Consider the following 20,983-nt stretch of genomic DNA (forward strand, 5'->3'; position numbering starts at 1 on the left):
GGTCGGCGAAAAGTCCATCGCAGGCCGTACTTGACAGGTGTCAACCCCAATGCGACGTGGGTCACAAACGGTGATTAACATAGGCCGCATGACAGCGACGCCAGATGTAGATCGGACCGGAGAGTTCACGGGTTCCGGCACCATTCACAACCCCGCGACCGGTGCCGTCGCGGGCCAGGTGACCTGGACCGACGCCGCCGACGTGCCGCGCATCGCGGCCGGGCTGCGGGAAGCTCAGAGGGAGTGGGAGGCCCGCGGCGCCAAAGGCCGCGCCAAGGTGCTGGCCCGCTACGCGGTGTGGCTGGGGGACCACCGCGACGAGATCGAGAAGCTCCTGATCGCCGAGACCGGCAAGTCGGCCATGGACGCCGCACAAGAGGTCCCGCTGCTGATCATGATCCTCTCGTACTACATCAAGGTCGTCGAGAAGGCGATGGCGCCGGACTCCCGCCCGGCCCCGCTGCCCTTCTTGTCCATCAAGAAGATCGCCGTGCATTACCGGCCGCGTCCGGTCATCGGGATCATCGCGCCGTGGAACTACCCCGTGGCCAACGCCATGATGGACGCCATCGGCGCGCTGGCCGCCGGATGTGCGGTGCTGCTCAAGCCGTCGGAGCGCACCCCGCTGACCGCCGAGGTGCTGCTGCGCGGCTGGCTGGATTCCGGCGCGCCCGAGGTGTTCGCCCTGGCTCAGGGTGCGCGCGCGGTGTCCGAGGCCGTCATCGACAACTCCGACTACATCCAGTTCACCGGCTCCAGCGCGACGGGCGCCAAGGTGATGGAGCGCGCCGCACGGCGCCTGACCCCGGTCAGCCTGGAGCTCGGCGGCAAGGATCCGATGATCGTGCTGGAAGACGCCGACGTCGAGCTGGCCGCCAACGCCGCGGTGTGGGGTGCGATGTTCAACGCCGGTCAGACCTGTGTGTCGACCGAGCGGGTCTATGTGCTCGACCCCGTCTACGACCAGTTCGTCGCCGCCACCGTCAAGGCCGTGGAGAACCTCAAGATGGGCACCGGCGAGGGCTACCACTTCGGCTCCCAGATCGACGAGAGCCAGGTGGCGATCACGGAACGCCACGTCAATGAGGCCGTTGCCGCCGGCGCCAAGGCGCTGACCGGAGGCAAGCGAACCGAAGGCGGGGGCAGCTTCTTCGAACCGACCGTGCTCGTCGACGTCGACCACTCGATGGCCTGCATGACCGAAGAGACCTTCGGGCCGACGCTGCCGATCATGAAGGTGTCCTCGGTGGAGGAAGCCGTCCGGCTGGCCAACGACAGCCCGTACGGGCTGAGCGCAGCGGTGTTCTCCAAGGATGTCGAGCGGGCCAAGGCGATTGCGCTGCAGCTGGATTGCGGTGCGGTCAACGTCAACGACGTCATCTCCAACCTGATGTGCACCACGGCCCCGATGGGCGGCTGGAAGACCTCGGGCATCGGAGCCCGCTTCGGCGGCCTCGACGGGGTGCGCAAATTCTGCAAGCAGGAGACCGTGGTGGTGCCGCGCACCAACGTGGGTGCCGGCGGCAGCTACTACAACAACTCGGAGAAGGCGACCGCCCGGATGAACAAGCTGATGACCAAGCTGGCATTGGCACGTCCGCGCCGTAAGTCCAAGTAAGGCCGGGTAAGGACCTACCGGGCGTTCACCCCGGCGACACCTTCGTGTTCGCCGGGGTGGATACCGTCGGCCGGTGACTCTCGACATCACCGGTTACGCGGTCCGTGACGACGACGATGACGACCCTGAGTTGTTGCTGGAACCCAGCGGCGAGGTCGTCGACACCTGGCGGGAGAACTACCCGTACTCCGACCGCATGTCGCGTCAGGAGTACGAGGAGCAGAAGCGCCTGCTGCAGATCGAACTGCTGAAGCTGCAGAAGTGGAGTCAGGGCAACGGGTTGCGGCACGTCATCGTCTTCGAAGGCCGTGACGCCGCAGGCAAGGGCGGCACCATCAAGCGGTTCATGGAGCACCTGAACCCCCGCGGGGCCCGCGTCGTCGCCTTGGAGAAGCCGACCGAAAAAGAGCGCACCCAGTGGTACTTCCAGCGCTACGTGCAGCACCTGCCCGCCGCCGGTGAGATCGTGCTATTCGACCGCTCCTGGTACAACCGCGCCGGGGTGGAACGCGTGATGGGTTACTGCTCGCCCAAGCAGCAGGCCGAATTCATCCGCCAGGCCCCGTTGTTCGAGCAGATGCTGGTCAACGACGGCATCAGCCTGACCAAGCTGTGGTTCTCCGTCACGCAGTCCGAACAGCGCACCCGGTTCACCATCCGCCAGGTCGACCCGGTGCGGCAGTGGAAACTCTCACCCACCGACCTCGCGTCGCTGGACAAGTGGGAGGACTACACCGCGGCCAAAGAAGACATGTTCGCCTGGACCGACACCGAAATGGCGCCCTGGACCGTGGTCAAGAGCAACGACAAGAAACGCGCCCGCATCAACGCCATGCGTCATGTGCTCGGTAAGTTCGACTACGACAACAAGGATTTTGACGTGGTCGGCCACGCCGATCCGCTGATCGTGGGGCGTGCCCTGTCGGACTGAGCAGTTCCGGCCGCCGCCTGAGAACTAGGAGGACGGCGTGCGATTCGTCATGACGCTGTTCCTGTGGGTGCTGACGACGATCCTGCTGGCGGCCGCGGTGCCGTCGGCGTGGGTCCAGAAGAACATCATCGACCAGCAGGGCTACTCGGCGTTCGCCACGGCCGCGGCCGAGGATCCGCAGCTGCAGCAGGCGGTGGCCGGCGAACTGACCACCCAGGTGCAGTCCCTGGCCGCGCAGAGCGGGGCGGACGTGGACTCGCGGCGGATCCGCGCTGCGGCAGGGGCCTACACCACCGGCCCGGACTTCCCCGGGCAGTTCGCCCTCGCCAACCAACTCGCGCACACCTGGATGTTCACCGACCGGTTGTCCCGGAACGAGAACGGCAGCTGGGTGATCGACCTGGCCCCGATGCTCTCGGATGCCTCCTTCCGCAAATCCCTGTCCGATTTCGGTGTCGAAGTGCCGCAAACGCTTACGGTCCCCATCGCCTCGACGGCGCCGGACAGTCTGCGGCCCGGAATCTTGCGTCCGCTGGCGGTGTGGGGTCCGTGGGTCAGTGTCGGGGTGACGGTTCTGGCGGGCGTCTTCGCCCTGCTGACGTTGGCTGCCGCCCGCGCTCGCGGTAAAACCCTTGCTGCACTGGGCATTTCCGCGTTGCTGGTGGGTGCGGCCGGCTGGGCCGGTTTGGAGGTGGGCCGACGCTATCTCAACGAGGCGCTCAACCACACCAGCGGGGACATCCGGCAGATCGCCGACGCCATGGTCGGCCATGCCATCGCCAGCCTGCACCAATGGCTCAACCTGACCCTGGCCGCCGGCGGTGCGCTGGTGGTGTTCGGGATCGTCGTGGCGCTGCTCGGTGGATTGCGGCGTCGCGACTGACGTCTAGCCTCCCCGGACGCGTTCCCACAGCCGCAGGTAGACCTCGGCGCCGTGGAACATGTCGGTCATCATCTCCGGGCCGGCGAGGACGCGGATCGCTTCGAGCCAGTCGGCGTAGCTGCCGTAGGTCGCGGTGCCATCGGCGTTGATGTCGAAAATGCGGTCGCCCCACCGTTCCCGGTCGAAGGTCACTTTGCCGTCGTGCGAGGTGAAGGGGTAATTGACGACGCCGGCGCCGAGCGGTCCGCCCTGTGGCGCAAGGCCATTCGAATCGGAGCCGAAGCCGAAGCCGAAATCGGCGTTCGGCCGGTACATGGCACGGGCCTGGCGCCAGGCTCCGATGGTGCCGCCCGGGCCGCCGGCGTAGGGCGTGGCGAAACCGCCTACGGCATAGACGCGTTGGATGGTGCGGGTCGAGCCCCAGCTGTGGGAGGACACGACGCCGGGATACTGACGCTGTTCGACGATCGTCATGACCTGGTCAGCGGTGACCTCGTCCATGTGATCGACCTCAAGGAGAAAGCCCCGGTCGATCATCGCGTTGATCAGGTACCTGCCCAGGTCGGTGAGACCGCGGACATTGCAGTGTGGTCCGGCGGCGTAGAGCGGTAGCGGCGCGCCTCCGGTCAGGGGGCCGGTGAGGCGGGCCAGGAACTGGTTGACGTTGCCGGCCAGCGGCACCGAGAGTTGAGTGCTGTCGGACTCGGGACCGGTGCAGGACTGGACATTCCAGAATGTGCCGGTCTGCAGAAAGTTGCCGGCGTTCACCAGCAGGCCGGTGGCCTCGGGGTCCATCTTGGTGCCGCCGAAGGCGTTGTCGAATTTGTGGATGGGGAAGAAGCTGCTGACGCCGAGGTTGCGCAGTTCCGTGAGCCAGCGGTCGACGTTGGCTCGCCCGCATTTCGGTTGGCCCAGGATCACGCCGCAGCCCATGGGGTCGGACAGCTCCATGCCCATCACCACCGCGAGTTTTCCGGACGCCGCGACCTGGCGCGCGGTCGCGGGATCCGTGACGATGCGGAAGAAGCCCTGCCCGGGGCCGCCGGCCTGGGCGTCGATGTAGTCCTGCAGGGCGCGCAGGCTTGCGGCCTGGGTACGCACGGAAGCCATGTCGTCGCAACGGTTTCGGCGATCAGTCATCAGCATGCACAGTGACTCGTTGTCGACCAGGTCGACGGTCATCATGCGCAGACCGGCCTTCCAGGTCCGCTGAATACTGGTCCAGTAGGTGTTCTCGGTGGAGAGCACGTACGGCTTCGGCCAGTCACGGAAGGTCGGCCAGCCGCGCTTGTCATAGGCTTTGAACGGCTCGCCGTAGTCGAGGAAACTGGCGACCAGGCCATTGGTTCCGGTCCGGTACCGCGAACAGTCGGGTAGCGCGAACGGTGCTCCCAAGGGATGCCACGGGCGGCCGCAGTGGAAATTGCCGCCCATGAATTCGTAGGCGGTGACATGCACATGCGGGTCGATCGTTCCCACGACCGACCCGTCCGGGCCGACGCTCGGGCCCGGGGCGCCGGAGGTTCCGTCGTTGGCTTCGGGGTAGTCCGCGCAGCCGGTCGCGGGCACGAAAGTGACGGGCCCACTGGTCCTGGTGGCCGTATTGGTGAGGGTGAATCCGGTTGCGCCCGAACCATCTACGCGCCATACGGAGGTCCATGTCGGCGTCGTCGTCGTAACTACCGACTGTGGCGGCAAAGCATTGAGGATCTCGCGGTTCCGGCCGTAAAGCAGGTATTCGCCGAGCGCCGTCGCCTGCATCCGATACGGCCCGGAGGCTGGGGCCAGCGGGCCCGTCGGCGTATCGATCATGTAGCAGCCGTTCACCAGGGAGTAGCGCGTCTGCGTGGGATCGGCGGTGGCCGTACCCATTGCCGGCCCGGCGCTCAGGGCGGTCAGCACAACTGTGAGGAGTACTGACAGGTATTTCAAAGATCTTCTCCTGGTAGCGATTCCCGAGTTCTTACCCAAGTGCGGACCAGGCAGATGCGCAGCACATACCGACCCCCTCCTGCCCGACCGGCAGATTACCCACGACGGTGTGAGCGGAGATAGGGACCGGTATCCATCGTCAGCGTTTTGTGACCCACCCGTTAAATACCGGGCGATCCGCTAACTGACTGTCGTCATTACAGTAACCTCCACAGCATGCTGCGTGTCATTCAGTGGGCCACCGGATCCGTCGGCAAACACGCGATCGCCGCGGTGCAGGCCCACCGCGAGCTTGAGTTGGTCGGGGCGCTGGTTTACAGCGATACCAAGGCGGGCCGCGACGTCGGTGAGATCTGCGGGATCGGCCGCATCGGCGTCACCGCCACCGCCGATCGGGACGAGATCGTGGCGGCCGACGCGGACTGCGTCCTCTACATGCCCCAGGGCGAGATGAACCCGATGGGCGCGGTCGACGACATCTGCCGACTGCTGGCCTCGGGAAAGAACGTGGTGTCCACCGCGGTCACCGGACTCATCTACCCCCTGAGCATGGGGCAGCGCGTGGTGGACAAGCTGGAGGCGGCCTGCGCTCAGGGACAGACCTCCTTTCACGCCACCGGAATCGAACCGGGTTGGGCCGCAGAGGTTCTACCGCTCACGATGTCGGGGCTGTTTCAACGCATCGACACCCTGCTGGTGCAGGAGCTGATGGATTACAGCACCTACGACAGCCCCGAGATGATGTTCGACATCATGGGATTCGGCAAGCGGCCCGACGAACCGGTGCCGATGGCCGATCCGGCGCTGGCCGGGCTGACCTTCAAGGCACCGCTGATGCTGCTCGCCGAGGGGCTCGGCGCCACCATCGACGACTTCATCTTCGATCGCCAGGTCGCCGTCGCGGCCGAGGCGTTCGACATCAAGTCCGGCCGTATCGAGTCTGGAACTGTTTCCGCTCAACGATTTTCCTACACTGCCGTCGTCGGCGGCCGACCCGCCCTGACCGTCGAACACATCACCCGCCTCGGCGACGATCAGGCACCCGACTGGCCGGCCGGGCGCGGCTGGCACGTCACCGTCGAAGGCAACCCGTCGATGGAGCTCAGATCCCGTATCGCCAACCACGGTGAGGACGAGACCGAGCAGGGCTGCCTGGGCACAGCGATGCACGCGGTGCACGCGATCGCACCGGTGTGCGCGGCCGCCCCCGGGATCCGGACCTTCCTGGACCTACCGATGATCACCGGACGTGGAGTGCTCGACGGGCGCTAGCCGCTACGACACGTCGCTGGAGGGCGAGAGCCAGGTGTTGCACTGTCCGATCTTGTTCTCGCGGTAGCCCTGATCCCACCAACCGCTGAAGTGTGCCTTTGATCCGTGGTCACGAGGCGCGCTCGGATTCCAGTCGCCACGGGTCGCGTTGTCGTCAAGCGCAATCTGGTAATCGGCCACGGTGAATCGTCCTCCGGTGTCGACGATGGAACCGATGAACATGCCGGAGAAGCACTGTGCCTGCAATTCGTAGCGGCGCGTCAACTCCAGCCCTTGCTCGGACTGTTCACCCACCGCGTCCCTCTGTCTGCTCTCCTCACTCCCTGTTCCGAGGAGCGATTGGATGTGGTGGCCGTATTCATGGGCGAGCATCGACAGGTAGATGATCGCCTTGTCGCCGTATCGATCTGCCGGCATTCCGGCAAGTGGCATATAGATGGTTTCGCTGAGGGTTCCCTGCGGAAGCTGCCCAGAGCAGTAGCGGGCGGGGTTCTGGCCCGGGCTCGTCGAGTAGGTGCCACATGGCGTTGTCATGACGTCGCCCGTCGGCACCGACAGCGTCACGTTCCGAAACTCGAAACCTGCGGCCGTCACGACGGGTTTCCACGCGGCCTCCAAGCACTGGAGGGCCGCCTGGTAGAAGATCTCAGCCGCCACCGCGTCGCTCGGCCAGCCGACCGGGTTGCATGGCTGTTTGGTCAGGCCGGCGTCGAAGTTGGCGTAGATCCGGTTTTGTCCCAATGCGGCCTCGCCGGTGGGCAGGGGCATTGCACTGGTGGTGGTCGGGGGAGGTGTGGTGGTGGCGGTGTAGGACGGTGTGGAGGTGAGTTCGCTGGTGGGGACTGCGCCTGCGGGGCTGGCCGGCTCGCTGGCGCTGGTGCTGCCCTGTTGTTTGAACACCACGACTCCTGCGGCGATCAGCGCGAGCACGACGACGACGGCGACGGCCGAACCGATCAGGTCGGCCGGTCGTCGAGCGCTTTTCGGTGTTGGCAACGGGGCCGGATACGCGGGGGATGGCCCACCCCAGGGGTCGGCATGGCCCGGCTGATGCTGCGGTGGCATGGGCGGCCCCGTTGGCGCGGTGGCCCATGGATCCGGGGTCGACACCCGGGGATCCGCGGGCTTGGCGTTGTCCGATTTGGCCCGTGCGAACGGGTCGGCGCCCGCAGCGAAGGGATCATCGCCCCAGGACTTGGGCGGCGGACCGAACGGACCCCACGACTGCATTTCGAGTACGTTACTGCCCGGACCGAGCCCGCGCGTGCGCGAGTTTTCGCACGAGTGGGCTCAGCGCCGGGCAAACTTCCGCTAGGTGCGGTCCCCGAGCGTCTGCCAGAGGAACTCGTAGGTCAGCGCCGCCTTGAACGCGGACTGCTTGTTGTCGGCCGCGCCGCCGTGGCCACCTTCGATGTTCTCGTAATACAGCACCCGATGCCCGGCCGCCTCCAGCGCCGCGGTCATCTTCCTGGCATGCCCGGGATGCACCCGGTCATCCCGGGTCGAGGTGGTGATCAGGATCGGCGGATACTTCGCCGAGGCCGAAATATTCTGGTACGGCGAGTATTCCGCCATGAACTCCCAGTCAGCCGGATCGTCGGGGTTGCCGTACTCGGCCACCCATGACGCGCCCGCGAGCAGCAGGTGGAAACGCTTCATGTCCAGCAACGGCACACTGCACACCAGTGCCCCGAACAGCTCCGGGTAGCGGGTCAGCATCACGCCCATGAGCAGCCCGCCGTTGCTGCCGCCGGCCGCGCCGAGCTGCTCGACCGTGGTGATGCCGCGGCGCACCAGATCGGCGGCGACCGCGGCGAAATCTTCGTACACCAGATGGCGGTTCTCCCGCATCGCCTGCTTGTGCCAGCCCGGGCCGTACTCGCCACCGCCGCGGATGTTGGCCTGCACGTACGTGCCGCCGCGCTCCAGCCAGCCGCGGCCGACCCCGCCGATGTAGCCCGGGGTCAGCGAATTCTGGAACCCGCCGTAGCCGTAGAGATAGGTCGGGCTCGGTTCGTCGCGGCGCCCGACGACGAAATACGGGACCTTCGTGCCGTCCTTGGAGGTGGCGAAGAACTGCTCGACGCCGATGCCGTCGGCGTTGTAGAACGCCGGTGCGGATTTGATCTGAACCAGCGACCCGCCTGCGGTGCCGTACAGCAGCCGCGACGGAGTGGTGAATCCGCTTGAGTTGTAGAAGACCTCGTCACCGAGGTGGTCGATGTCGACGACGATCGTATCGGCGGCCGGCGGGATGTCCGGTGCGTCCCTGCGTTCCCACGTCCCGGGCGTGACGACCTCGACGTGGCTGGCGACATCGCGCAGCGTGATCAGGATCAGCTTGTCCTTGGTCCACTGCACGCTCGACAGGCAGCTGTGCTCGTCGGGCTCGTAGATCATCGCGAGATCAGCTGTGCCGGACAGGAAATCGTCGAACTTGGTGGCCAGGAGCGCGCCCGCGGGATAGGTGACCTCACCCACCTGCCAGTCGGTCCGCAGGGAGATCAGCAGCCACTCTCGGTGCAGTGACAGTGACGAGTCGGTCGGGACCTTGAGTTCGATGAGCTCGCCGTCGCGCACCTCGTAGCGGATGCGGTGGTAGAAGTCGGTGTAACGGCCCAACCGGGTGTGCTCGAAGCCCGGGGTCCGGTCGATCGAGGCGATCACCCGGACATCAGTCGGCTCGGCCTCGTACACCGTCTCGGCGTCGGCCAACGGCTGACCACGGCGCCAGCGCTTGGCGATCCGCGGATACCCGGATTCGGTCATCGAACCCTCGCCGAAGTCGGTGCACACCAGCAGGGTGTCCTCGTCCTCCCACGACACCGAGGACTTGGCTTCGGCCAGCTCGAATCCTCCGGAAACGAATTCCCTTGTCCGCATGTCGAACTCGCGCACCACAGTGGCGTCGGCGCCGCCCCGGGACAGGCTGATCATGGCCAGCGTGTGCTCCGGCTCGATCACCTCGGGCCCGGCCCACACCCAGTTCTCGTCCTCGGCGCGCGCCAGCTCGTCCAGATCCAGGATCACATCCCAGTCCGGATCGTCGGTCCGGTAGCTCTCCAGTGTGGTGCGCCGCCACAGGCCGCGCGGGTTGGCCTCGTCGCGCCAGAAGTTGTACAGATACTCACCGCGCCGGCCCGGATAGGGGATCCGCGCATCGGTGTCGAGGATCTCCAACACCTCGGAGCGCATCGCCTCGAAACGGTCGCCGCTCAACTCGGCGATCGTCGGCTCGTTGTGCGCCCGCACCCACGCCAACGCGTCGTCGCCGGTGATGTCCTCAAGCCACAGGTAAGGGTCGTTCGCCACCCGTCCATTGTGACCGCGCGCGTACTGTGAGCTGGACAACACCACTGACGACAGAAGCGAGGACGTGATGGGCCAGGCACCGGCGCGGGCCCTGATCACCGCGGCCGCCGCTGAACTGCTGGCACGGCTACGGGAGCGCCACGGGTCGCTGATGTTCCACCAGTCCGGCGGCTGCTGCGACGGGTCGTCGCCGATGTGTTACCCCGACGGCGAGTTCATCGTCGGTGATCGCGACGTCCTTCTGGCGGTTCTCGACGTCGGTGACGGCGTTCCGGTGTGGATCTCCGGTCCACAGTTCGAGGCGTGGAAGCACACCCAGCTGGTGATCGACGTCGTCCCCGGCCGCGGCGGTGGTTTCAGCCTGGAAGCGCCCGAAGGCATGCGGTTCCTGTCTCGCGGCCGGGCCTTCACCGACGCTGAGAACGACCTGTTGGCCGAGCAACCCCCGGTGACCGGTGCGCAGTACGGAGACGGAATCAGGCCGCCCGGCACCGGCAGCCACATCGTCGACGAAGCCGCCGACGCCTGCCCGATCCCCGGGGGACGCGCCGCGCAGATGTAGCGGGTCGGCGTGGTCGCGGCGTTATCGTCGAAGAGTGATTCCGCTGCCACGGGCGTGGCTGCTGACCAGCGCAATGTTGGTCGGCGTAGCGGTCGGGCTGTTGGCAGGCATCGCCACGACACTGCTGGTCACGGTCGCCGTCCGGCCTGATGTGGTGATCGCCCTCGCCCTCGGGGTGCCCGGGGTCCTGGGGATACTGATGGTCCTGGTTTCGGGGCGGCGGTGGGTCACGACGCTCGGCGCATGTGTGCTGGCCATCGCGCCCGGCTGGTTCGGTGCCCTGGCGATCATCCAGGTGGCAACCCATGCCTGAAAACGTCGACACCTCCACCGCGGACTTCGCCCCGCTGTTCGACACGGGGGAGAACGAGGTCCTCGACGAGGAGTTGTCGCCCGAAACGACGTCCGCGGAAGACATGACCCCGGACGAGACGGCCTTCGACGACGCGCCCTCGGCACCGCTGCCCGCCCCGGCTCCGCCCATCGTGGTGGAAGGGATCTACCTGTCCGTCAAATGGTGGACGTTCGTGGGCGGGCTGGCCGGGGTGTGGTTCGTCTCCGCAGCGGCGGGGGCCGGTCTGTACTACTACTGGTACCAGTCAGCCGACAAGACCTGGCCGGTGTTCGCCGTGCTCGCCTACATCGTCGTCACCACGGTCGGGGCCCTGGTGGCGTCGACGGCCCAGCGCAAACCCCTGGTATCGGCCCTGGCCATCGCCCTGATGTCGGCGCCTCTGGCGGCGATGGCAGCGGCGGCGGTTTTCTACGGCGCCTACGTATTCGGCTGGATCGCCCGGTAGGGCCATTGCACGGCCCACTAGGGTGGGGTCGTGACCCACTTTGACGTCGTCGTTCTCGGAGCTGGTCCCGGTGGATACGTCGCGGCCATTCGTGCCGCCCAACTGGGGCTGAACACCGCAATTGTCGAACCCAAATACTGGGGCGGCGTGTGCCTCAATGTCGGGTGTATCCCGTCCAAGGCGCTGCTGCGCAACGCGGAACTCGCGCACATCTTCAACAAGGAAGCCAAGACCTTCGGCATCAGCGGTGAGGCCACCTTCGATTACGGTGCCGCCTTCGATCGCAGCCGCAAGGTCGCCGACGGTCGCGTCGCCGGCGTGCACTTCCTGATGAAGAAGAACAAGATCACCGAGGTTCACGGCTACGGCACCTTCACCGGGCCCAAGTCGATGTCGGTCAAGCTCAACGAGGGCGGTACCGAGGACCTCACCTTCGACAACGCGATCATCGCCACCGGATCATCGACCCGCCTGGTGCCGGGCACCGCGCTGTCCGACAACGTGGTCACCTACGAAACCCAGATCCTGTCGCGCGACCTGCCGGGCTCGATCATCATCGCCGGCGCCGGCGCGATCGGCATGGAGTTCGCCTACGTGCTGAAGAACTACGGCGTCGACGTCACCATCGTCGAGTTCCTGCCGCGCGCGCTACCCAACGAGGACGCCGAGGTCTCCAAGGAGATCGAGAAGCAGTACAAGAAGCTCGGCGTCAAGATCCTGACCGGCACCAAGGTCGAGGGCATCGCCGATGATGGGTCGACGGTCAAGGTGACGGTCAGCAAGGACGGCACCACCGAAGAGCTCAAGGCCGACAAGGTGCTGCAGGCCATCGGGTTCGCGCCCAATATCGAGGGCTTCGGCCTGGAGGCGGCCGGGGTGGCGCTGACCGACCGCGGGGCCATCGCGATCGACGATTACATGCGCACCAACGTTCCCGGCATCTACTCGATCGGCGATGTCACCGGCAAGTTGCAGCTGGCCCACGTGGCCGAGGCCCAGGGCGTCGTCGCAGCCGAAACCATCGGCGGCGCAGAGACTCTGGCGCTCGGTGACTACCGGATGATGCCGCGCGCCACATTCTGCCAGCCGCAGGTGGCCAGCTTCGGTCTCACCGAGGAGCAGGCCAAGGCCGAGGGATACGACGTCGTCGTCGCCAAGTTCCCGTTCACCGCCAACGGTAAGGCGCACGGCCTGGCCGATCCGACCGGCTTCGTGAAGCTGATCGCCGACAAGAAGCACCTCGAGCTGATCGGTGGACACCTGATCGGGCCGGACGTGTCCGAGCTGTTGCCGGAGCTGACACTGGCGCAGAAGTGGGACCTGACGGCCAACGAGCTGGCCCGCAACGTGCACACCCACCCGACCCTGTCGGAGGCGCTGCAGGAGTGCTTCCACGGGCTGACCGGCCACATGATCAACTTTTGAGAAACGAAATCGTTGCCGGCATAGCCGGATTGGTGGTCGGCCACATTCTGTGGCTGGCTGCCATCACGTTGGCGACCGAAGGCTCCCGGGTGAACATCTGGGTGCTTCTGGTCGCGGCCCTGTCGCTCATCGGCGGCGCCGCGGGCGGATATTTCGGCTGGCGTAAGTACCAGCAGAAGTCCCACACATGGGCGGCGTTCCTGTGGACGTTGCCCGTGTCTCCGGTGCTGTTCTCGCTCGTGTTGCTCGGGGTCACCTACCTGTAGGTTTGTGTGATCGCACAACAACAGGGCGTGCGTTTCGTGCGATTTTCCGCTACAGGACAGGTACACCCTGGACGAATGTCGATGTGAACAGATCGGGCCGCGGCCCGTCCACATCGGCAGCACAGGGAACCCAATGGCATCTAGCAGTGGACTGATCGATGACGCGCCCCTGACGGCATTCCACAAGAAACTGACGCTGTACTCGTCGGGTGGACCGTTCATCGACGGCTATGCCATTGCGATCATCGGGTTCACCTGGGCGACCATGAGCACGTCGTTCAACGTCACGACGGCAGACAAGGGACTGATCGCCGCCGCGGTCCTGGTCGGCATCTTCGTCGGCGGCGGCCTGTTCGGCTGGGTGACCGACAAGGTCGGCCGCCACATGATGTACATCCTGGATCTGCTTGCCCTGGCGGTCTTTTCGGTGGGCTGCATGTTCGCCACCGAGGTCTGGCAGCTGATCTTGCTGAGGTTCCTCATCGGCATGGCCATCGGCGCCGACTACCCGATCGCCACCTCGCTGCTCGCGGAGTACCTGCCCGCCAAATACCGCGGCCGCATGCTCGGCGCCACGTTCGTCGTGTGGGCTGTCGGCGCTACCGTTGCGCCCGTCGTGGCGATGGTGTGCACCCACTTCGCCGGCGACAATGCCTGGCGCTGGATGCTGGCCAGCCCGGCCGTCTTCGCGCTCGTCACCCTGTTCCTGCGGTTGGGGACACCGGAATCGCCGCGGTGGCTGATCAGCAAGGGACGCGTCGAGGAAGCGGACCGATCCATCAAGCAGGTCTTCGGGCCCGACTACGGGGTCGAGGATCTCGGCGAGCCGGCGACCGCCGAACGCGCGACCTTCACGTCGGTGTTCAAGCCGCCGTACCTGAAGAGGACGCTGTTCGTCAGCCTGTTCTGGATGTGTCAGGTGATTCCGCTGCTGTCCATCTACTCGTTCTCCTTCGACATCCTGGGCGAGGTCGGCATCACGGGTAACGGTGGAGAGGTGTTCCTCGCCGCACTGTTCGCGGTCGGCGGCATCCCGGGACTGTTCCTGGTCGACCGGATCGGCCGCAAGGCCCTGCTGATCTACACCTTCGCCGGTATCGGAATCATCTGGGGCATCGCCGGTCTGATCCCGGGTCTGCCGGTGATGATCGTCTTCACCGCCGTGTGCGCGTTCGCGTTGCTGTCCGGGGCGTCCAGCTTCCTCGAAATCGTCTATCCCAACGAGTTGTTCCCGACGGAAGTGCGCGCGACGGCTGTCGGCATCGGCACTGCGGCCAGCCGGATCGGTGCGGCGGTGGCCGTCTACCTCATGCCCTTCGCCCTCGACAAGGGAGTCAACTGGGTGCTGCTGGCCGGCTCCGCCGTCTCATTCGTCGGGCTGGCCGTCACGGTCGCGTGGGGTGTGGAAACGGCCGGCCGCTCGTTGAGCGACGCGGCGGACGTCAAGGCAGGGTCAGACCGGGAGGCGGTACGTTCCGCCTGACTCGGTTTTCTACACCCGGGCTGTCGATGGGCCGCCGTCACAACCCAGGTGTAGAAATCGACGTTGGGATGCCGCCGCCGCCTAGTCCGGGAAGTCCAGTGGGATCCGCAGCGTCGTCATCATGGCGGCCAGACCATCGTATTGGGCTGCCAGCATGCAGAATTCGATGAGCTGCTGCTTGGTGAGGATCGCCGAGAGTGTGGCCCAGGTTTCGGCCGAGATCGACCGGGTCACGACGAACTCGTCGGTCGCGGTGACCAGCACCCGCTGCCGGTCGGTCAGCCCCTCGGCGTCGGGCCCCTCGAAGATGCGGGCCTGGGTGTCGGCGTCCACCCCGCGGCTGCGGGCCAACCGGCGGTGCTGCTGCAGTTCGTATTCGCAATCCCGCAGATGGCCCACCCGGAGGATGACCAACTCGGCGTCCTGACGCGACAACTTGCCCAGCGGGCCCAACAGCACCCCGGAATAGGGCAGCCAGGCCAGGAACAGCAGCTTGTGCTGGCCCAGGACGTTCATCAGGGTGAACCTCGGTGCCCGGATGGCCCTGGCGCCCAGCTTGGCGATGGCCCAGTTGACCGGGCCCAGCTCACGGAATCCGCCGGGTGCGATACGGGCCGGCTCGAGTGCACTCACCTCGCCGAGTCTGGCACAGGTGGTGCGGCTCAGAAGGTCCAGGCGCCGGTGGGTTCGATGACGAAGCCGTGGTTGTGGCGGGTGTCGATGCACGCGACGAGGCCGTTCTCGCCTACGGCGCAGGTGAATACACCCACTTGGGGCCCCCAGTCAGCGACCAGTTTCTGGCCAACCTCGAGAAGTCGGCCCTTCGGGCCCGCTTCAGACTGACATTTGTCATCGAGCCGATTGATCGAGTACGTGTGTTCGCGGTCTGGGTGTTCACGGTTGGATCGCCCGGCATGCGAGCAGACGTTGTCGGTCGATTCATAGGGGTCGGGCGAAAAGTTTCCTGAGCACCAAGGTCCGCCGAAGTTGATCTCACAGCTAACCCCAGTCGAGGTGGTGAATTGATAGCTTGGCCCTCCGCGGAGTGGTACGTAGAAATTTTCCGGGTTTGCGGAGACGAATTCGTCGAGGTTTGGGAAGACGTGTGGCTGCGGTTCTGCTTGTGCAGTACCCGATATTTGGCGTGTACAGCCGGCGATTGAGGCGGCGACCAATACCGCCACGGCGAAAAACATCGCGATTGTGCGGATCACCGAAGCCGGCCACACGTTGGGAAACGTTTCATTCGCGTTTGCGCCGACTGTGAGTGTGCAGGTCGGCGACCCGCGTCACGTAGTCTGCGCTGGCCGCCAGCTCGGTCACCGCAGCGGAACTCGGCTGGAAGTCAGGTCCCGGATCCATCGGGGTGACCGCATCCTGCATCTGTGTGCCGAGGTCATTGAACTGGCCGGCGAGCACCGTCAGTTCAGCGGTATCGACCTCGAGCTGCGGCCCAGTCATTTCCCAAGCTTATGGCCATCTCCGGGCCGCCCGGCGCGCCAATTAACTACGGCTGCCGCACCAGATACGGGGACACGGTCGAGCGGTGCTCGTTGAGGTCCAACGCTTTGCCGAGTGCGGGGAACGCGCGTTGCGGGCAGTTGTCGCGTTCGCACACGCGGCAGCCCGAGCCGATAGGTGTGGCAACCTCTCCGGAGAGGTCCAGTCCTTCGGAGTACACCAGCCGATGCGCGTGGCGCAGTTCGCATCCCAGCCCGATGGCGAAGGTCTTGCCGGGCTGCCCGTAGCGCGACGCGCGGCGCTCCACGGTGCGGGCCACCCACATGTAGTTGCGACCGTCGGGCATCTGGGCGATCTGCACCCCGATCTTGCCCGGATTGCCGAACGTCTCGTAGACATTCCACAGCGGGCAGGTGCCGCCTGAGGATGAGAAGTGAAAGCCGGTGGCGGACTGGCGCTTTGACATGTTGCCTGCGCGGTCGACCCGGACGAAGGAGAACGGCACCCCGCGCATCGACGGACGCTGCAGGGTGGACAGCCGGTGCGCGATGGTCTCGTAGCTCACCGAGTAGAACGCCGACAACCGCTCCACGTCATAGCGGAAATTCTCGGTCACATCATGGAATTGGCGGTAGGGGAGCACCGTGGCCGCGGCGAAGTAGTTGGCCAGCCCGAGCCGGGCCAGGGTGCGGGATTCGTCGCTGGTGAACATGCCCTCGTCGACCATCTTGTCGATGAGCTCGCCGAACTCGAGGAAGGCAAGTTCGGCCGCCATCTTGAACACCTGCTGGCCGCTAGAGAGGTGGTTGCCCATCTCCAGGGTCTTGGTAGCCGGGTCGTAGCGGTGCAGCACGGTGTCGCCCAGGTCGATGCGCCGAACGATCCGGACGCCGTGCACCGTGGTCATCCGGTTGGCCAGCTCACCGGCAAGGTCACCACGGTGCATGCGGATCTTCGAGGTCAGATCCTCCGCGGCGGTATCGAGTTCGTGTAGATAGTTCTGCCGTTGGTAGAAGTAGTCGCGCACTTCCTCGTGCGGCATGGTGATCGAACCGCTGCCGCTGCCGTCGGAATACCGGTCCTCGGTGGCGGCCGCCAATTGCGTGGTGGTGAGCCGGTATCGACGGTGCAGGTTGACCATCGCGCGGGCGAAATTCGGATATGCCGCGACCATGTCGGCGACTTCGGCGACGTCCATCTCGGCGCCGAGGTCGCGGTCCATCGTCACCTCGCGCATCTCGGCGACCAGGCGGGTGTCGTCGTGGGAGGCGAAGAACGTCGCGTCCACCCCGAATACCTCGGTGATGCGCAGCAGCACGGCCACGGTCAGCGGCCGCACGTCGTGCTCGATCTGGTTGAGATAACTGGGGGAGATCTCCAGCATCTGGGCCAGCGCCGCCTGGCTGAACCCACGCTCGCTCCGCAGTTGACGCACCCGCGACCCGACGAACGTTTTTGCCACGTCAAATAGCCTAACAAGGGTGTGAAGGCGGTCTTTGCATTCTTGGCAGTTTGGTCACTACTGGCAGTATCGGGCTGCCTGGCATGATCGGCTCAGACGACAGCGACTGGAGATGACCATGACGGGAACCGCGCAGAATTCGACCACCGGGCTGAACAAGGTGATGATGCCGGTGCCCGATCCCCATCCCGATGTCTTCGACCTGGAATGGCCGCTGCGGATGGCCGATGTCGATCGCACCGGCCGACTGCGGTTCGACGGCGCGTGCCGGCACATTCAGGACGTCGGCCAGGACCAGCTGCGGGAGATGGGATACGAAGACGTCCACCCCGCGTGGATCGTGCGGCGCACGATGATCGATCTGATCCGGCCCATCGAGGGCAGTGACATCCTGCGGATGCGGCGGTGGTGTTCGGGCACGTCCAACCGGTGGTGCGAGATGCGGGTGCGCATAGATGGAAGGCGCGGCGGCCTCATGGAGTCCGAGGCGTTCTGGATCCACATCAACCGCGACACCCAGGGGCCCTCCCGGATCTCCGACGACTTCCTGTCCGGCCTGCGCCGCACCACCGACGAGTCCCGTCTGCGCTGGAAGTCCTACCTGAAGGCCGGAAGTCGTGAGGACGCGGCCGAGATCCGCGAGTACCCGGTGCGGGTGTCCGACATCGACCTGTTCGACCACATGAACAACTCGGTCTACTGGACGGTGGTCGAGGACTACCTGTACTCGCACCCCGAGCTGCTGGAGAAGCCGCTGCGGGTGACCATCGAGCACGACGCCGCGGTGGCCCTCGGCGAGAAGCTCGAGATCCTGTCGCACGTTCACCCGGCCGGATCGACCGACAAATTCGGTGAAGAGCTCTCGGATCGCACTGTTAGAACGCTCACATATGCCGTCGGCGACGAGACAAAAGCGATCGCATCACTGTTCTCGCTCTGACCCCACTCGGTTTAACAGTACGAGCGTACTGACCTGCGCCTTTGCGCTACTCGTCGGTAGCTTCTGAACCGGTACAGCCATCATATTTCTTCGCAACCTTTGCAAGTTAACTAAGCGCTTTGGCGAAACTTGGCAACTGAAACGGGTGGACCTGCGGATATGGGCTGTGCCATCGTCGGGTTAGCACAACAGTGAAGCTGTCACGGCGTTAGCAATTAACAAGGCGAACGACGCGGCGGTGGAACAAGGCGACTGAAACAACCCGAAGGAGCAGTCCTATGTCGACCGTGGGCACCCCCAAGTCACCGGAGCAGATCCAGCACGATTGGGATCACAACCCCCGCTGGAAGGGCATCACCCGTACCTACACCCCGGCCGACGTGGTTGCCCTGCAGGGTTCCGTCGTCGAGGAGAACACCCTGGCCCGCCGCGGCGCCGAGGTGCTCTGGGAGCAGCTCCACGACATGGACTTCGTCAACGCGCTGGGCGCGCTGACCGGTAATCAGGCCGTGCAGCAGGTCCGCGCCGGCCTCAAGGCCATCTACCTGTCCGGGTGGCAGGTCGCCGGTGACGCCAACCTGTCCGGCCACACCTACCCCGACCAGAGCCTCTACCCGGCCAACTCGGTGCCGCAGGTCGTCCGCCGCATCAACAACGCGCTGATGCGCGCCGACCAGATCGCCAAGGTCGAGGGCGACACCTCGGTCGAGAACTGGCTCGCCCCGATCGTCGCCGACGGTGAGGCCGGCTTCGGTGGTGCGCTCAACGTCTACGAGCTCCAGAAGGCCATGATCGCCGCCGGTGTCGCCGGTTCGCACTGGGAAGACCAGCTGGCCTCGGAGAAGAAGTGCGGCCACCTCGGTGGCAAGGTGCTGATCCCCACCCAGCAGCACATCCGCACCCTGACCTCGGCCCGCCTGGCCGCCGACGTCGCCGACGTCCCGACCCTGGTCATCGCCCGCACCGACGCCGAGGCCGCCACCCTGATCACCTCCGATGTGGACGAGCGCGACCGCCCGTTCATCACCGGTGAGCGCACCAACGAGGGCTTCTACCGGGTGCAGAACGGCCTGGAGCCGTGCATCGCCCGCGCCAAGGCCTACGCGCCGTACGCCGACCTGATCTGGATGGAGACCGGCACCCCGGACCTGGAGCTGGCCAAGAAGTTCGCCGAGGGCGTCAAGAGCGAGTTCCCGGACCAGATGCTGTCCTACAACTGCTCGCCGTCGTTCAACTGGAAGCAGCACCTGGACGACGACACCATCGCCAAGTTCCAGCGCGAGCTGGGCGCGATGGGCTTCAAGTTCCAGTTCATCACGCTGGCCGGCTTCCACGCCCTCAACTACTCGATGTTCGACCTGGCCCACGGGTACGCCCGCGAGCAGATGAAGGCCTACGTCGAGCTGCAGGAGCGCGAGTTCGCCGCCGAGGAGCGCGGTTACACCGCCACCAAGCACCAGCGCGAGGTCGGCGCCGGCTACTTCGACCGGATCGCCACCACCGTGGACCCGAACAGCTCGACCACCGCGCTGGCCGGTTCCACCGAAGAGGGTCAGTTCCACTAGCAGCTGCTGAGCTGCCGAGCGTGGGTGCTGTGTGCGTATTCCGACACAGTTTCGTGCACAGCACCCACTCTCGCGCGCAGTAGTTCTCGACAGCAGCAGGCCCCGCTCAGAATTTTTGGGCGGGGCCTGTTCTGCGTATAGAAAGAGAAGTCGTGAGCAATCAAATTGAACGTGTAGGTGTGATCGGTGCCGGCCAGATGGGCGCAGGTATCGCCGAGGTGTCCGCGCGTGCCGGCGTCGACGTGCTGGTGTTCGAGACCACCGACGCACTGGTCACCGCGGGCCGCAACCGGATCACCAAATCACTCGAGCGTGCGGTCAGCGCGGGCAAGGTCACGGAGCGGGAGAAGGACGCCGCGCTGGGCAAGCTGGCGTTCACCACCACGATCGACGATCTGGCCGATCGTCAGCTGGTCATCGAGGCTGTGATCGAGGACGAGAACGTCAAGGCGAAGATCTTCGCAGACCTGGATCGCGTGATCACCGACCCTGACGCGGTACTGGCCTCCAACACCTCCAGCATTCCGATCATGAAAATCGCAGCAGCTACACAGAATCCTTCCAGGGTGCTGGGCCTGCACTTTTTCAACCCCGTTCCGGTGTTGCCGTTGGTCGAACTGGTCAGCACTCTGGTGACCGCAGATGCCGCCGCGGCGCGCGTCGAGGAATTCGCCAGCACGGTGCTCGGAAAACAGGTTGTGCGTTGTTCTGACCGGTCGGGTTTCGTGGTCAACGCGTTGCTGGTTCCGTACCTCTTGGCAGCCGTCAGAATGGTCGAGGGCGGCTTTGCCACAATTGACGATGTCGACAAGGCAGTGGTGGCGGGGTTGTCCCATCCGATGGGGCCGCTGCGGCTGTCCGATCTGGTCGGTCTGGACACCCTAAAGCTCATCGCTGACAAGATGTTTGACGAGTTCAAAGAGCCTTTGTACGCCGCGCCGCCGCTTCTGCTGCGTATGGTCGAGGCGGGTCAGCTGGGCAAAAAATCGGGCCAGGGCTTCTACAAGTACTGAGTAGGGCCGAGCTGGCACTATGGCCAAGGCTTAGCTAGTCTACCCACAGGAGGGCCTG

The 20,983-nt window shown here is 65.4% G+C and carries 20 protein-coding genes; 13 read left to right on the top strand and 7 right to left on the bottom strand.

The window, feature by feature from the left end:
• The first annotated feature begins 88 nt into the window (after positions 1–88).
• The 3 genes from ACZYZ7_RS10750 to ACZYZ7_RS10760 all read left to right on the top strand — a co-directional run bounded on the left by ACZYZ7_RS10750 (position 89) and on the right by ACZYZ7_RS10760 (position 3,432).
• The gene (locus ACZYZ7_RS10750) at positions 89–1,618 is read left to right on the top strand and encodes an aldehyde dehydrogenase family protein (RefSeq protein WP_450072013.1); all 1,530 of its coding nucleotides are present in this window, start codon (positions 89–91) and stop codon (positions 1,616–1,618) included.
• A gap of 73 nt (positions 1,619–1,691) precedes the next feature.
• The gene (ppk2, locus tag ACZYZ7_RS10755; protein ID WP_450072012.1) at positions 1,692–2,549 is read left to right on the top strand and encodes a polyphosphate kinase 2; all 858 of its coding nucleotides are present in this window, start codon (positions 1,692–1,694) and stop codon (positions 2,547–2,549) included.
• 37 nt (positions 2,550–2,586) lie between these two features.
• Positions 2,587–3,432, top strand: coding sequence for a hypothetical protein (locus ACZYZ7_RS10760; protein WP_450072011.1), 846 nt, complete (start codon positions 2,587–2,589; stop codon positions 3,430–3,432).
• A gap of 3 nt (positions 3,433–3,435) precedes the next feature.
• On the opposite strand, the gene ACZYZ7_RS10765 is transcribed toward ACZYZ7_RS10760, so the two are convergent.
• Positions 3,436–5,364: a peptidase gene (locus ACZYZ7_RS10765; protein ID WP_450072010.1), complete on the bottom strand. Its 1,929-nt coding sequence runs from the start codon at positions 5,362–5,364 to the stop codon at positions 3,436–3,438.
• Between the two features lie 216 nt (positions 5,365–5,580).
• On the opposite strand from ACZYZ7_RS10765, the gene ACZYZ7_RS10770 reads away from it, so the two are divergent.
• Positions 5,581–6,636: an NAD(P)H-dependent amine dehydrogenase family protein gene (locus ACZYZ7_RS10770; protein ID WP_450072009.1), complete on the top strand. Its 1,056-nt coding sequence runs from the start codon at positions 5,581–5,583 to the stop codon at positions 6,634–6,636.
• A 3-nt stretch (positions 6,637–6,639) separates the two neighbouring features.
• On the opposite strand, the gene ACZYZ7_RS10775 is transcribed toward ACZYZ7_RS10770, so the two are convergent.
• Positions 6,640–7,866 carry a neutral zinc metallopeptidase gene (locus tag ACZYZ7_RS10775; protein WP_463740897.1) on the bottom strand — a complete coding sequence of 409 codons (1,227 nt, stop codon included), beginning with the start codon at positions 7,864–7,866 and terminating at the stop codon, positions 6,640–6,642.
• Between the two features lie 81 nt (positions 7,867–7,947).
• Positions 7,948–9,990, bottom strand: a complete 2,043-nt coding sequence (locus tag ACZYZ7_RS10780) for a prolyl oligopeptidase family serine peptidase (protein ID WP_450072007.1) — start codon at positions 9,988–9,990, stop codon at positions 7,948–7,950.
• Positions 9,991–10,015: 25 nt separating this feature from the next.
• Between ACZYZ7_RS10780 and ACZYZ7_RS10785 the strand changes: the two genes are divergently transcribed.
• The 6 genes from ACZYZ7_RS10785 (at position 10,016) to ACZYZ7_RS10810 (ending at position 14,484) form a co-directional block, all read left to right on the top strand.
• Positions 10,016–10,510, top strand: a complete 495-nt coding sequence (locus tag ACZYZ7_RS10785) for a DUF779 domain-containing protein (protein ID WP_135458534.1) — start codon at positions 10,016–10,018, stop codon at positions 10,508–10,510.
• 34 nt (positions 10,511–10,544) lie between these two features.
• Positions 10,545–10,823 carry a putative holin gene (locus ACZYZ7_RS10790; protein WP_450072006.1) on the top strand — a complete coding sequence of 93 codons (279 nt, stop codon included), beginning with the start codon at positions 10,545–10,547 and terminating at the stop codon, positions 10,821–10,823.
• Entirely contained in the window at positions 10,816–11,310 is a 495-nt protein-coding gene (locus ACZYZ7_RS10795; protein ID WP_450072005.1) for a hypothetical protein, read from the top strand. Before ACZYZ7_RS10790 ends, ACZYZ7_RS10795 begins: the two co-directional genes overlap by 8 nt.
• A 30-nt stretch (positions 11,311–11,340) precedes the next feature.
• Positions 11,341–12,735: a dihydrolipoyl dehydrogenase gene (lpdA, locus tag ACZYZ7_RS10800; RefSeq protein WP_450072004.1), complete on the top strand. Its 1,395-nt coding sequence runs from the start codon at positions 11,341–11,343 to the stop codon at positions 12,733–12,735.
• The gene (locus tag ACZYZ7_RS10805) at positions 12,732–13,001 is read left to right on the top strand and encodes a flagellar basal body-associated FliL family protein (RefSeq protein ID WP_135458530.1); all 270 of its coding nucleotides are present in this window, start codon (positions 12,732–12,734) and stop codon (positions 12,999–13,001) included. Before lpdA ends, ACZYZ7_RS10805 begins: the two co-directional genes overlap by 4 nt.
• 133 nt (positions 13,002–13,134) lie before the next feature.
• Complete coding sequence (locus tag ACZYZ7_RS10810; protein ID WP_450072003.1) at positions 13,135–14,484, top strand: MFS transporter; 1,350 nt, start codon at positions 13,135–13,137, stop codon at positions 14,482–14,484.
• 81 nt (positions 14,485–14,565) lie between these two features.
• Here the strand turns inward: ACZYZ7_RS10810 and ACZYZ7_RS10815 are convergent, their stop codons facing one another.
• Genes ACZYZ7_RS10815 through ramB form a run of 4 tightly spaced genes read right to left on the bottom strand, consistent with a single transcriptional unit; the run spans position 14,566 to position 17,407 of the window.
• A complete protein-coding gene (locus ACZYZ7_RS10815; protein WP_450072002.1) occupies positions 14,566–15,117 on the bottom strand; it encodes a carboxymuconolactone decarboxylase family protein in 552 nt (183 codons plus the stop codon).
• 29 nt (positions 15,118–15,146) lie between these two features.
• Positions 15,147–15,698: a hypothetical protein gene (locus ACZYZ7_RS10820; RefSeq protein ID WP_463740898.1), complete on the bottom strand. Its 552-nt coding sequence runs from the start codon at positions 15,696–15,698 to the stop codon at positions 15,147–15,149.
• Between the two features lie 28 nt (positions 15,699–15,726).
• Positions 15,727–15,945, bottom strand: coding sequence for a hypothetical protein (locus ACZYZ7_RS10825; protein ID WP_450072000.1), 219 nt, complete (start codon positions 15,943–15,945; stop codon positions 15,727–15,729).
• A gap of 46 nt (positions 15,946–15,991) precedes the next feature.
• Complete coding sequence (ramB, locus tag ACZYZ7_RS10830) at positions 15,992–17,407, bottom strand: acetate metabolism transcriptional regulator RamB (protein WP_135458521.1); 1,416 nt, start codon at positions 17,405–17,407, stop codon at positions 15,992–15,994.
• Positions 17,408–17,525: 118 nt separating this feature from the next.
• Between ramB and ACZYZ7_RS10835 the strand changes: the two genes are divergently transcribed.
• The 3 genes from ACZYZ7_RS10835 (at position 17,526) to ACZYZ7_RS10845 (ending at position 20,925) form a co-directional block, all read left to right on the top strand.
• Positions 17,526–18,347, top strand: a complete 822-nt coding sequence (locus ACZYZ7_RS10835; protein WP_135460289.1) for an acyl-[acyl-carrier-protein] thioesterase — start codon at positions 17,526–17,528, stop codon at positions 18,345–18,347.
• Positions 18,348–18,625: 278 nt separating this feature from the next.
• Positions 18,626–19,912 (top strand): isocitrate lyase, encoded by a 1,287-nt coding sequence (gene aceA / locus ACZYZ7_RS10840; RefSeq protein WP_039314369.1) that lies wholly within the window; start codon positions 18,626–18,628, stop codon positions 19,910–19,912.
• A 152-nt stretch (positions 19,913–20,064) separates the two neighbouring features.
• On the top strand, positions 20,065–20,925 hold the full coding sequence (locus tag ACZYZ7_RS10845) for a 3-hydroxybutyryl-CoA dehydrogenase (protein ID WP_450071999.1): 861 nt from the start codon (positions 20,065–20,067) through the stop codon (positions 20,923–20,925).
• Positions 20,926–20,983 lie beyond the last annotated feature (58 nt).

The organism is Mycobacterium sp. IDUB_17 (assembly GCF_055419465.1).